Below are 11998 nucleotides of genomic sequence, written 5' to 3' on the forward strand. Positions count from 1 at the left end.
GCCCAGAGAATGCATCTCCGCTGTTGTCATTGTCAACACTCGTATTACCGGTGCGAATGGCGCGCGATTTCGCGAATTTCCTCGTCGCTGAGAAGGCGCCGCCGCGCGCGCGACTCCTCCTGGCAGCGGCGAAGGACGGCGGGGACATTCACCGGGTCGACGTCCACGCCCAGCCGCCGCAGGGTGGCCGCCATTGCATAGGCCCCGCTCTGCGGTGTCAGCGGCAGGAGGCGCGCGTTGCCGACCAAGGCCGGCTCGATGCTGTTGTGCAGCAACGGGTCGATCTCGGTTTCCTGGGCGATCCAGTCGCCGCCGCCCCAGCAGAACGTGTCGGTCCCGGTGATCGGATGGTTCCAGGCCACCCGATAGCCGGTCAGCTCCTCCGCGCTTCGTGCCAGCGCGGTCAGCGCTTGGAGCCGGATGCCGGTGCGGACGCCGTAAACCGCCTCGAACGCCGCGGCCGTGACCGCCAGGTCCGCGTTGCCGGGGCCACCGCAGTAGCCGTTGACCGACGCCTCCACCACGTCGGCCCCCGCGTTCGCGGCGGCGACCGCGCAGGCGACCGCGAGGCCGAAGGCGTTGTGCGGATGCAGGCCGACCTCGACGTCCGGGGCGGCCGACTTCACGTCGCGGACCAGCCGCGCGAACGCCTCGGGCCCGAGCGAACCAGGGCCGTCGAACAGCGTGATCTCGCCAGCGCCCGCCGCGCCGAGCCGGGTCACCGTCTCCGCCAGCATCTCCGGTGACGCGAACGACACCATCATCGTCGAGGCGATCACGCGCAGCCCCGACCCGCGGGCATGGGCCACGACGGTGGCGGCCCGTGCCACGAAGTCCGCGCGCTCGCGCGCCGTGACCGCGCGGCGCCAGTCCCGGCCCTGCCAGGCCATCGGGTAGATGGACGACTCGTAGATCAGCGAGGCCGGCCCGAACCCGGCCACCGGGATCTGGACGGCGTGGTAGCCGAGGCGATGCGCCCGGTCCGCGTCGTCGGTGGTGGTCACGAACGGGCAGACGGCGACGCAGTCGGGGTTGGCCGCCTCGATGGCGGCCAGGTCCTCGCGCACCTCGTCGTCGGCGCGCCCGGACAGCCCGGCGGTGACGATCGAGGGCACCCCGGAGGCCACCAGCGCGCGCAGGAAGGCGTGCGTGTCCTCGCGGGGGGCGAACACGCCCGGCATGGTGCCGGCCGAGCGCAGGGTCGTGTCGCGCAGCCGGATGCGCTCCGGGACCGGGCCGGTGACCTCCGGGTCGCGGTTGAGCGGCGAGACCGACCAGCGCCCCGGCCGGTACGCGCCGGGCGCGCGCAGCCGGTCGATGTCCGCGCGCAGCCGCCGCGTCTCCTCGGCGGTGAACGGGCCGGTCGGCTCAGCGTTCGGCGAGCTCATCGATGACCTCCGCGAACAGCCGGTTGTGCAGGTCCACGTCGGCCTCGGCGGTCAGCGGCGAGAACAGCGCGGCCCCGCTCATGCCGTTGAGCACGATCCCCCGGTTGGCCAGGTAGAGCCAGAGCGCCCGGCGCAGCTCGGAGCCCACCTGCGGGTACATCTGGCCGGCGTTGCGGGGCGGCCGGGGCAGGAACGCGTAGGAGACGCGCCCGCCGAGGCGGGCCACGTGCCACGGCAGCTCGTGCTCGTCGATGACCGCGCCCACCGCCTTCTCGTAGCGCTGCGCCAGCCCGTCCATCACCGCGTAGGCCTGTTCGGTCATGACGTGTTCGAGCACCGCGCGCATGGCTCGCACCGCGAGCACCCCGCCGACCAGGGTGCTGCCCAGCCCGCCGTCGCCCACCTCGGTGTAGCGGGCCGCCCCGGCCGCGACCTCGTCGGTCATGCCGTAGGCGCCGGCCGGGATGCCGCCGGCGAGCCACTTGCCCATGGTGATGATGTCGGGCCGCAGGCCGAACTCGCGGGTGCACCCGCCGGGGCCGGCCGGGATGGTCTGCGTCTCGTCGATGACCAGCAGCGTTCCGCAGCGGCGGGTGAGCTCGCGCAGGCCCCGATGGAAGCCTGGCTCGGGCCAGATCACCGCGCCGCCGTTGGTCAGCACCGGCTCCGCGAGGACGGCCGCGACATCGCCGTGCGCGAGCTCGCGTTCCAGCGCGCCCAGGTCGTTGAACTCCACCACCCTCGTGGTCTCGGAGATGTCCGCGCCGTGCGGGTCGACCCCGGGGGTGCGGGCCACGCCGTCCGGGGTGAGCACGGCGTGCGCCTCGTCGACCGCCCCGTGGTAGGCCCGGTTGAACACCAGGATCCGGCGCCGGCCGGTGCACGCCTTCGCGACCAGCAGCGCGAACCGGTTCGCGTCCGTCGCGGACACCGTGAACTGCCAGAACGGCAGCCCGAACCGCTGGCCCAACGCCTCGGTGACCCACACCTGGTCCTCGTGCGGCCACATCGTGACGGTGCCCCGGTCGAGCTGGTCGCGCAGGGCGGCGACCACCGCCGGATGGGTGTGCCCCCACAGCGCCGAGGTGGCGGCGAGCCCGAAGTCCGCGTACTCGTGCCCGTCGGTGTCGTGGAGCCGCGCGCCGGCGGCCCGCTCGACGACCAGCGGCACCGGCGGCGGGAACTGCGCGACCCACGGGTGCGGCGTGCCGTGCACCTGGGAGCGCCGTGCCCGCTCGTGCAGGGCGCGGGCCTTCGGCCTGGCCTCGACCCACGCCGCGCGCTCGCGTTCGAGCAGCGCGGCCACCCGGCCGGGGTCGACTCCTTGGACGTTCATCGCGAACGCTCCAGCGCCGCGACCACCTCCGGGAACCGTTCGAGCTGGGCCAGCTCGTCGTACCTCGCGTGCAGGATCAGCTCGTCCACACCCGCGTCCACCAGCACCCGAAGCTGCTCCGCGCAGTGCTCGGGCGGCCCGAACACGGCCACCCGATCGGCCATGCCGGCGGCGTCGTAGACCGGGTTCGCGGCGAACGCCCTGTCGAAGGTCTGGACCAGCCGCTCACGCGCTGTCGGCACGTCGTCCTCGACCGCCAGGTACACGCCCTTCGACACCGTGAAGCCGGACCGGTCCCGCCCCTGCTCGTCCAAGGCCTCCCGGACCACCGCGAGCTGCTCGAGGAAGTCCTGGGTCGACACCGGCCCGGCGCCGGTCCAGCCGTCCGCGATGCGCACCGCCCGCCGCAACGCCGGCGCCGACCGGGCACCGATCCAGATCGGCGGACCGGCGGGCCGCGCCGGTTTGGGCTGGGACCGGACATCGGAGAACGAGTAGATCTCGCCCCGATAGCTGGCCGCGTCCTCGCGCCACAATGCCCGCATGACGTCGATTCCTTCGACCAGGCGCCGTACCGGCCGGTCGACGGGAATTCCCAGGGATTCCAGCGTTTCCCGGTGATAGTCGTTGCCGACGCCGAGACCGACCGTCAGGCGCCCCCCGGAAAGCTGGTCGATGGTGGCGAGCTCACGCGCCTGAACGGCGGGGTTTCGCCGGCCGGAATACAGCACCGAAATGCCGAGACCGATTCGTTCCGTGGCCGCCGCCATAAAGGACAGGACGTGCAGTCCGTCGAGCGAGAAGCTCTGGGCGCTCAAGGTGTCCTGCGTCCACAGCCCGCTGAAACCCAACCGCTCCGCCCGCCGGGCGAACGTCGCCAGCGCATCCGGGCTGTTGGGTACGCCGACGGAGAATCTGGCCTTTTTGTGTTGGCCGTCGTCCAAGACGAGCCCTCCCTTGATCGGCAAAAGCATGCCTCTCCGCTGTTGTACTTGTCAACAGGGTGAGCCGGTCCGAGCGGGCCGGCAGCCGGCGGTGACTGCCGGGGGTCGCGCGGCGACGGCCGAGGTCGGAGCGCCTGTTGACAGGGACAACAGCCGAGGGCATCCTCTGGTGCGTCCGAAGTTGATGACCTCCGCATCACCTCTGCCACAACGTCGTGGGGGTCTCGTGTCGCATTGCGGGGCATTTGTGCGGGCTAATTCAGATAGTGGTTCCGGAATGAACCGGCGCAGGTTTCTTGTGTCGGCCGCGGCGATCGCCGGGAGTGGCGTGCTGGTCGCCTGCGGCGGCGGTTCTCGACAACCGGTCGGACCGCCCCGCCGGGGAGGCCGCCTCACGGTGGCGACCGGGGGCGCGAAAGGCTCCGACACCGTCGATCCGATGTTGCTCAACAGCGTGCCGGTGAGCTTCATGGCGCGCAATCTGTACGGCCAGCTCGCGGACTTCTCCAACGACATGAAGTACACGTTGCAGATGGCCGAGGCGATCGAGTCGAACGCCGCCGGCGACGAATGGACGATCCGCCTCCGGCAGGGCATCGAGTTCCACAACGGCAAGACCTTGGACGCGGACGACATCGTGTTCACGTTCCAGCGGACGTTCAGCCTCCCCGGCGCGGTCACCGTCGGGAAGTTCAAGACGTTCGTGGACATGGGCGGCTTCACGAAGCTCGACGCGCGGACGGTGCGCATGAAGCTGCTGCGGCCCAGCTCGACATTCCACACCACGCTCGCCAGCCCGTTCAAGATCGTGCCGGTCGGCTTCGACCCGAACAACCCGGTGGGCACCGGCCCGTTCAGGTACAAGAACTTCACCCCGAACCGGCAATGGGTGCTCGAACGGTTCGGAAACTATTGGAACGGCACCGGCCCGGCGCAGGACAGCGACACCCCCGCGCCCGCCGACCTCGGCCCGAGGCCGTACGTCGACGAACTCGTGGTCAACGTCGTCAACGACGACTCCGCCCGCCTCAACGCCCTGGTGACCGGCCAGGTCGACGCGATCAACCTGGTCCAGTACGCGCAGATTCCCACCGTTGCGCAGCGGGGCGAGCTGAAACTGCTGGAGTCCAAGACCGGGGCGTGGACCGGAATCTACATGAACATGGCCACGCCCCCGTTCAACGACGTCCGCGTCCGCCAGGCGCTGCGGCTTTCGCTCGACCGCGAGCAGGCGTTGCAGTCGTGTTTGTCCGGCCACGGGGTGGTCGCCCACGACCTGCCCGAACCGTTCGCTCCGGGATATCCCGCCGAGCTGACCCGGCACCGCGACATCGAACAGGCGAAATCGCTGCTGAAACAATCGGGCCAAGCCGGAGTTCCACTCGAACTGGTCGCCGGCCCGGTGTCCACCGAAGCGGTGTCGATGTGCACGGTGCTCGCCAACAACGCCGCCGAGGCGGGCTTCAACATCAAGGTCCGTCAGGTGGACACCGGAACGCTCTTCGGCCCCAACTTCCACTCCTGGCAGTTCTCCGTGGACAAGTGGCCGGCGCAGGGCGACTTCCAGACGCTCACCGCGCTCACCGATCTGAGCTCCAGCGACCTGACCCACATGGACGCCGCGACCCGGTCGGAGCTCCAGTCACTCTACGAGCAGGCGCAGCACACGACGGACCCTGCGAAACGCGACGACATCACCAAACAGATGTACCAACTGGAGTTCGACCGGGGCGGCTGGATCATTCCGTTCTTTCCCAACGTGGTGAACGCCTACAACGAGAAGACCGGCGGCTGGCCGAAGAACGACTTCGGCGGCCGGACGTTCGGCAACGGCCAGTTCGAACAGGTCTATCTCAAGGGCTGACCGTGGCGACGAATACGGTGTACGGCGGCCAGCCCGCGCTCGGCTGGCCCACGCCTTCCTTGCCGGGGAGGTCGGGCAGCGTCACCTCGGCGAAGATGTCTCGTGCGCTGTCGAGCACGTCGACCCCCGTCCACCCCGCGCTGACCCGGTAGATTCCCTGGATTAGCCAGATCAGTGGGGTAGACCACCCGCGTGGGACCAGGCGCATGTCGAAGACGAACAGCCGCCCGCCGGGCCGCAGCGCGCGTCGCACCGTGGTCAGGGCGGCGGGTATGTCGGGCATCGCGCTGATCGACGCGCAGGCGTAGGCGGCGTCGAAAGAGGCGGGTTCGAGCGCGACGCGGGTGGCGTCGGCGCGTCGCAACTCGACGTTCTGGATTCCCCGCTCGCGGAGCACCGCGTCGGCACGAGCAAGCATCCGGGGGCTGTAGTCGATGCCGACGACCCGACCCGACGGGCCGACTGCCGCCGACAGCGTGGGCAGCGCGGCACCGCTGCCGCAGCCGAGGTCGAGCACCGAGTGGCCCTTCCTCAGATCGAGATAGCGGAGCGCCAGTACGGTCGCCTGGGTGCTCGACCCGCCCGCCGACGAGTGGACCGGGCTGACCAGGTCCCACCAGCGTCGGCCGCGGCGAAGGCGTCGGTCGTGGATGTCTGTGGCCATGGCTTCCCTCCGTAACGATGCAGTCGCATTGTCACGCGTCACGCCTCGGGAAGCAATGCAATTGCATGGTGACAGGATGTGGCGATGCCGAAGAGTGTTGATCCGCGCGCGCGGCGCGAGCAGATCGCGCGGGCGCTGTGGCGGGTGACGGCCACCCACGGGCTCGACGCGGTGAGCCTGCGGCACGTCGCGGCCGAGGCGGGCGTCTCGATGGGCATGGTGCAGCACTGGTTTCGCACCAAGGACGAGATGCTGCGTTTCGCGCTGCAGACGGTGAGCGAGCAGTCCGAGGCGCGAATCGGGCGGCACCTCGACGTGCTCGAGCACGGGCCGCCGAGGGAGGCGGTGCGTACGCTGATGGTCGAGATGCTGCCCCTCGACGAGCAGCGGCGCCTGGAGGCGCACGTAGCCGTGGCATTCGGCGCCCGCGCCGCGGTGTCCCCACCGATCGCCGCATCCCTCCGGGACGGGATGGACCAGCTGCGAGCGTTCATCGCCGACAAGATCCGGTTCGCCAACGGGCCGCACCGGCCGAACCCCGGGCACGCCGCGGCGGCGCTGGTCGCCATGGTGGACGGGCTGGCCGCGCACACCCTCGCCGAGCAGTGCACCCCGGAGGCCGCGCTGGCCGCCCTCGACGACCAGCTCGACATGCTCTTCGGGAGGCCCGGCGAAGGCTCACAGCCCGCCGGATACCGCCAGCGCGCCGAGCCCGACCAGGCCGACCAGCACGGTGGACAGCGCGCCGAGCAGTAGGCCACGCCGGCCGGTGCGCAGCAGCGCGCCCAGCCGGACCGCGCTGCCGAGGCCGAACAGCGCGGCGGCGAACATCACGGTGGTCAGCGTCTGCCCGGCGGAGAGCACGAACGCCGGCAGCACGCCGGAGCTGCGCACCGCGATCATGGCCAGGAACCCCACCACGAACAGCGGCACCAGCGGCGGGCGCTCCCCCGTCGCCACGCCCCGGCGCCGGCGCACCATGCCGACGCCGGCGACCATGGGCGCCAGCAACACCACCCGGGTCAGCTTCACCACCACCGCGATGGCCACCGCCGACGCGCCCGCCGGCGAGGCGGCCGCCACCACCTGCGCGACCTCGTGCACGCTCAGCCCGGCCCAGGTGCCCAGCGCCGGGCCCCGCAGCCCGAGCCGGTCGCCGAGCAGCGGCACCAGCGCGATGGCCCCGCTGCCGTACAGCGTGACCAGCGTGACCCCCGTTGCGACGTCCTCCTTCTCGGTGCGCGTCACGCTGTCCATCGCCGCGATCGCCGACGCCCCGCAGATGGAGAACCCCGTCGCGACCATCAGCGCGAGCCCCGGCGACACCCCGACCAGCCGGCCGAGCAGCAGCGTCCCGGCAAACCCCAGCAGCACGGTGGCGACCACCGCGAGCACCGTGGTGAACCCGAGGCCGGCCACGTCGGCGAGGCCGAGCTGCAGGCCCAGCAGCACCACGCCGAGGCGGAGCAGCTTCTTCGTGGCCCAGCCCAGCCCCGGGCGGGTCGACGCCGGAAGCGCCCCGCCCACCAGGACCCCGAGCACCACGGCCGCGGTCAGCGCGCTCACCGACGGCAGCGCCAGGTTCAGCGCCAACGCGATCGCGGTGCCGACGGCGGCCGCGCACAGCCCGGGGAGCACCCGCTCGCCGGACACACTCAACGGTGTCGTTGCCATGTAACCGACGATGCGGCCCACAACGCGCAGGTGGTAGCCGCGACCTCGGCCTCACGTCATAACCTGAGTGCATGACAGCCCTACCGGACGTGGAGTCGTTGCGGCTGTTGGTGCTGGTCTCACAGCGCGGCAGCCTGACCGCCGCTGCCGCCGAGGCCGGCATCAGCCAGCCTTCGGCGAGCAAACGCATCAGCGCGCTGGAGCGGCGGCTCGGGCTGCGGCTGCTCGACCGCAGCCGGCGCGGCTCGGCGTTGACCGAGCCCGGGGTCCTGGTCGGCGGCTGGGCGCAGCGGGTGCTCGACGAGGTCACCGCGCTGCTCGACGGGGTGCGGGCGCTGACCAGGGACAGCGCGGCGCAGCTGAGCGTGGCCGCGAGCCTGACCGTGGCCGAGCACCTGCTCCCGGCCTGGCTCGGCGAGCTGCGCCGGTCCGCGCCGACGCTGCGGGTCGGGCTGCGGGTGATGAACTCCGCCCTGGTCTGCGAGCAGGTCAGGGACGGCGCGGTGGACCTTGGCTTCATCGAGTCGCCGGGTCCGCTCGCCGGGTTGCGCTCGCGCACGGTCGCGCGCGACCGGCTGGTGCTGGTGGTGCCGCCGGAGCACCGGTGGGCTCGGCGGCGGCGTCCGGTGGGTCCGGACGAGCTGGCGGCCACCGCGCTGGTCAGCCGCGAGCCGGGTTCGGGCACCCGGGAGGCCGCGAACCGGGCGGTGGCCGCCAGCGGTCGGGAGCTGGCCCGCCCGCTGCTGGAGCTGGGGTCCAGCACGTCGGTGCGCAGCGCGGTCGCCGCCGGCGCCGGCCCCGCGCTGATCAGCGAGCTCGAGGTGGCCTCCGACCTGGCGACGCGCTCGCTGGTCGAGGTGACGACCGAAGGCATGGAGCTCGGCCGCGCGCTGCGGGCGGTGTGGCGCAGCGGTACCAGGCCGACCGGAGCGGCGGCCGACCTGCTCGCCCAGGTCCTCCGCCGGCGGGCGGCGAGCTAGGCAACCAGTTCCTTGCGGCCGGTCTCGTGGGTCAGCAGCACGGCGATGCCGGTGCCGACGGCGGTGATGATCGCGTAGTAGGCGGGGAAGCCGGTGTCGCCGGTGTGGGCGATCAGGTAGGTCATCAGCAGCGGCCCGCCGCCGCCGAACACCGCCGTGTTGATGTTGTAGCCCATGGAGTAGCCGGTGTTGCGGACGCGGGTCGGGAACAGCTCGATGAGCGCCGCGTGCACGACGCCGGTGTGCCCGGAGAACGCGACGGCGAGCAGCACGACGCCGGCCAGCGCCGCCGCCAGGTTGCCGAGGCTGATGAGCCGGTAGGCGGGCCAGGCGAGCACGGCCATCGCCACGGCCGAGGACAGGAGCACCGGGCGCCGCCCGATCCGGTCGGACAGAGCGGCGGCGAACGGCATGCACGCGATGAGGACGATCAGCCCGGCGGCCGTGAGGGCGAGCGCCTTCCCGGTGCTGAAATGCAGCGATGTCTTCAGGTAGGTCGGCATGTAGACGAACAGCACGTAGTAGCCCGAACTGTTGAGCAGCGGGATCAGCAGCGCCCGCGACAGGTTCTTCAGCCCCGGGCCGGACAGCAGGGTCTCCTTCACCGGTGAGCTGGCGACCCGCTCGGTCTGCTTCAGCTCGCGGTACACCGGGGTCTCGTCGAGCCGGGCGCGGATGAGATAACCGATGACGCCCAGCGGAACGGCGACCAGGAACGGGATCCGCCACCCCCAGGAGTCCATGGCGGGCTCGCCCAACGCGCCGCTCAGGCCCCACGCGAGCAGGGTTCCGGTCAGCAGCGCGGAGAACGAGCCCATCTGCACCCAGGCGATGCGCAGCGCGCGCTGGCCGCTCGGTGAGTACTCCGCGACGAATGTGATCGCCGCGCCCACCTCGCCGCCCGCCGAGAACCCCTGGAGCAGGCGCATCGCGATGAGCAGGACCGTGGCGGTGACCCCGATGCTGGCGTATCCGGGCAGCACGCCGATCACCGCGACGGAGACCGTCATCAGCGTCAGCGACAGCACGAGGACGGTACGCCGCCCGATCCGGTCCGCGAGCGAACCGAGAACCAGGCCGCCGAGCGGGCGGAAGATGAACGTGAGCGCGAACACGCTGTACGTGGCGAGCAGCGCCGCCGTCGCATCGTGGCCGGGGAAGAAGACGGTGGCTATGTTGCCGGCGAGGAATCCGTAGATCGCGTAGTCGTAGAACTCCAGGTACATCCCGAGCGTGCCGGCCAGCGTGACCCGGTTGACGGTCCTGCCGGCGGGCGGCGCCGTGTTCGCGACCCTCACCTGGCCTCCCCCGCCATCGCCGGCCGGCTGGCGAGGATCTCCGCGATCCGGTCGGTGGCGAACCCGCTTCGCGCCGCCCAGAAGTAGGTTCCGAACCCGACCAGGCCGACCAACGCGATGTCCAGCCCGTAGGCCAGCGGCGGTTCGGGCAGCGGGCCGAACTGACCCAGGTACTCGATGAGCAACGTGGCAAGCAGCGTGGCGACGACCCACAGGCCGGCCGTGACGTGCCGCCGCCCGGTCGCGGTGCTGAGCCACCACAGGGCGGCGAGGAACGCGCAGATGCAGACGCAGAAGGCCCCGAAGTAGAGCCCGAAGCCCCAACTCCCCTCGCCGCCGGTGAACACCCAACCGCCCCGCCAGGCGATCACCAGCCACGCGAGGGTGAACACCGCCGAGAGGGCGCGGGTCGGGGTCGGCGCGGACCAGCCGTTGCGCACGCTGATGTGCGCGCCGTAGATGGGCAGGCCCAGGAAGACGGCCGTCAGCAGGGTCGTCAGGGTCGCCCACCCGGAGAAGTAGATGACCCACAGGCTGGCGACGTAGCCGGCGCACGCCCAGAAGTGCGGCGCCGGCACCCGGACCGGGCGGTGCAGGTCGGGGGCGGTGCGGCGCAGCACGGCGAGCATCGGCCCACCGAGCAGGTAGCTGAGCACCAGCGCCGAGGACACCATCCCCACCAGCCGGTACCAGCCCGACCCCGGCACGAAGAAGACGAACCCGACGACCGTGCAGGCCGCCAGCCCCGGCCCCGGCACGCCGAACCGGTTGAGCCGCTGGAAGCCGGACGGCAGGTCCCGGTTCACCGAGGACGAGTACACGGTGCGGGCCGCGATCCCCAACCAGACCCAACCGGTCGCGGACGGCGCGACGATGGCGTCGACCAGCAGGATGGTGGCGAACCCGCCGAAGCCCGCGACCGTCAACGCCGCGAACAGCGGCGACGACGCCCACCGGCCCTGCAGCAACCCGCCCCAGTCGCCGGGCGCGACGCCGGCCGAGCCCCAGTCCAGCGCGCCGAGCAGGCCCACCTGCAGCAGGGCGTAGATGGCCAGCGGGATGGCCAGGCCGCCCACGTACATCGCGATCGGAATGTTCCGGCGGGGGTTGCGCACCTCACCGCCGAAGTCGAGGATCTGCCGCAGCCCGCCGTAGGCGAACACGATGCCGCCGCTCGACACGGCGCCGAGGACCGCGGCCAGGCCCTGCGGGGCGAAGCCACCGAACGAGGTCAGGTTGGCGCTCCGGAACGCGGTGAACAGCAACACTGTGGTGGCAAGAGGGATGGCGATCTTCCACAGCGTGACCCACTTGTTGGCCTCGCTGAGCAGGCGGGCGCCGAACACGTTGAGCACGAAGAACACCGCCAGCAGGAACCACCCGGCCAGCACGCCGTTGGGCCAGGCGACCACGGTGGTTCCGCCGTCGGTGGCGAGCAGCCCGAGCGACGGCCACCGCCCACCGAGGTAGGCCAGCGCCGCCTGCGCCTCCAGCGCGGGCAGCGCGACCGCGGCGACCAGGTAGCCCCACCCGTTGAACCACCCGACGAACGAGCCGTGGCTCAGGTGCGGATAGCGCACGGTGGAGCCCGAGCGGGGCAACATCGTGCCCAACTCCATCCAGGCCACCCCGATCACGCCGAAGAACACCGCGCCGAGGAACCAGGACACGATCGAGGCCGGGCCGGCGATGCTCGCGGCGGCCAGCGTGGCCAGCAGCCACCCGGAGCCGATCTGCAGGCTCACCGCGAGCGCGATCAGGCCCCACAGCCCGATCCGTTTCTTCAGCTCGGCGTCGGACGCCTCGAACCCCGCCAACGGGGAATGATCGTGCATGGGCTTTTCTCCATC

At 71.6% G+C, this 11998-nt stretch carries 10 protein-coding genes; 3 read left to right on the forward strand and 7 right to left on the reverse strand.

Features of this window, described 5'->3' with window-relative positions:
- Nucleotides 1–44: 44 nt before the first annotated feature.
- The 3 genes from N912_RS0105590 to N912_RS59965 are packed head-to-tail and all read right to left on the reverse strand — an operon-like array spanning nt 45 to nt 3668.
- The gene (locus tag N912_RS0105590) at nt 45–1388 is read right to left on the reverse strand and encodes a hypothetical protein (RefSeq protein WP_028921668.1); all 1344 of its coding nucleotides are present in this window, start codon (nt 1386–1388) and stop codon (nt 45–47) included.
- Entirely contained in the window at nt 1369–2724 is a 1356-nt protein-coding gene (locus N912_RS0105595) for a transaminase (protein WP_028921669.1), read from the reverse strand. Before N912_RS0105595 ends, N912_RS0105590 begins: the two co-directional genes overlap by 20 nt.
- Nucleotides 2721–3668: an LLM class F420-dependent oxidoreductase gene (locus N912_RS59965; protein ID WP_051579708.1), complete on the reverse strand. Its 948-nt coding sequence runs from the start codon at nt 3666–3668 to the stop codon at nt 2721–2723. Before N912_RS59965 ends, N912_RS0105595 begins: the two co-directional genes overlap by 4 nt.
- A 226-nt stretch (nt 3669–3894) precedes the next feature.
- Here N912_RS59965 and N912_RS0105605 point away from each other — a divergent pair, with 226 nt between their 5' ends.
- Complete coding sequence (locus N912_RS0105605) at nt 3895–5532, forward strand: ABC transporter substrate-binding protein (protein ID WP_169747812.1); 1638 nt, start codon at nt 3895–3897, stop codon at nt 5530–5532.
- Here N912_RS0105605 and N912_RS49685 read toward each other — a convergent pair.
- Entirely contained in the window at nt 5522–6196 is a 675-nt protein-coding gene (locus tag N912_RS49685) for a class I SAM-dependent methyltransferase (RefSeq protein WP_051579710.1), read from the reverse strand. The genes N912_RS0105605 and N912_RS49685 overlap by 11 nt on opposite strands.
- Before the next feature lie 84 nt (nt 6197–6280).
- Here N912_RS49685 and N912_RS49690 point away from each other — a divergent pair, with 84 nt between their 5' ends.
- Entirely contained in the window at nt 6281–6952 is a 672-nt protein-coding gene (locus N912_RS49690; protein WP_064745205.1) for a TetR/AcrR family transcriptional regulator, read from the forward strand.
- Here N912_RS49690 and N912_RS0105620 read toward each other — a convergent pair.
- The gene (locus N912_RS0105620; protein WP_028921671.1) at nt 6875–7870 is read right to left on the reverse strand and encodes a YeiH family protein; all 996 of its coding nucleotides are present in this window, start codon (nt 7868–7870) and stop codon (nt 6875–6877) included. The two genes, N912_RS49690 and N912_RS0105620, sit on opposite strands and share 78 nt — an antisense overlap.
- Before the next feature lie 71 nt (nt 7871–7941).
- Between N912_RS0105620 and N912_RS0105625 the strand changes: the two genes are divergently transcribed.
- Entirely contained in the window at nt 7942–8850 is a 909-nt protein-coding gene (locus tag N912_RS0105625; RefSeq protein WP_028921672.1) for a LysR substrate-binding domain-containing protein, read from the forward strand.
- Here the strand turns inward: N912_RS0105625 and N912_RS0105630 are convergent.
- Nucleotides 8847–10148, reverse strand: a complete 1302-nt coding sequence (locus N912_RS0105630) for an MFS transporter (RefSeq protein ID WP_028921673.1) — start codon at nt 10146–10148, stop codon at nt 8847–8849. The genes N912_RS0105625 and N912_RS0105630 overlap by 4 nt on opposite strands.
- The gene (locus N912_RS49695) at nt 10145–11983 is read right to left on the reverse strand and encodes an APC family permease (RefSeq protein ID WP_084210603.1); all 1839 of its coding nucleotides are present in this window, start codon (nt 11981–11983) and stop codon (nt 10145–10147) included. The genes N912_RS0105630 and N912_RS49695 overlap by 4 nt, the downstream gene beginning before the upstream one ends.
- Nucleotides 11984–11998: the final 15 nt, after the last annotated feature.

It is taken from the genome of Actinospineispora acaciae DSM 45401, from assembly GCF_000620785.1.
In the GTDB taxonomy this organism is placed as follows: Bacteria; Actinomycetota; Actinomycetes; order Mycobacteriales; family Pseudonocardiaceae; genus Pseudonocardia; species Pseudonocardia acaciae.

Coding starts and splice junctions, on each gene's coding strand:
- N912_RS0105625 (WP_028921672.1), top strand. CDS start 7,942: ATGACAGCCCTACCGGACGTGGAGTCGTTGCGGCTGTTGGTGCTGGTC.
- N912_RS0105595 (WP_028921669.1), bottom strand. CDS start 2,724: ATGAACGTCCAAGGAGTCGACCCCGGCCGGGTGGCCGCGCTGCTCGAA.
- N912_RS49690 (WP_064745205.1), top strand. CDS start 6,281: ATGCCGAAGAGTGTTGATCCGCGCGCGCGGCGCGAGCAGATCGCGCGG.
- N912_RS0105590 (WP_028921668.1), bottom strand. CDS start 1,388: ATGAGCTCGCCGAACGCTGAGCCGACCGGCCCGTTCACCGCCGAGGAG.
- N912_RS49685 (WP_051579710.1), bottom strand. CDS start 6,196: ATGGCCACAGACATCCACGACCGACGCCTTCGCCGCGGCCGACGCTGG.
- N912_RS0105620 (WP_028921671.1), bottom strand. CDS start 7,870: ATGGCAACGACACCGTTGAGTGTGTCCGGCGAGCGGGTGCTCCCCGGG.
- N912_RS49695 (WP_084210603.1), bottom strand. CDS start 11,983: ATGCACGATCATTCCCCGTTGGCGGGGTTCGAGGCGTCCGACGCCGAG.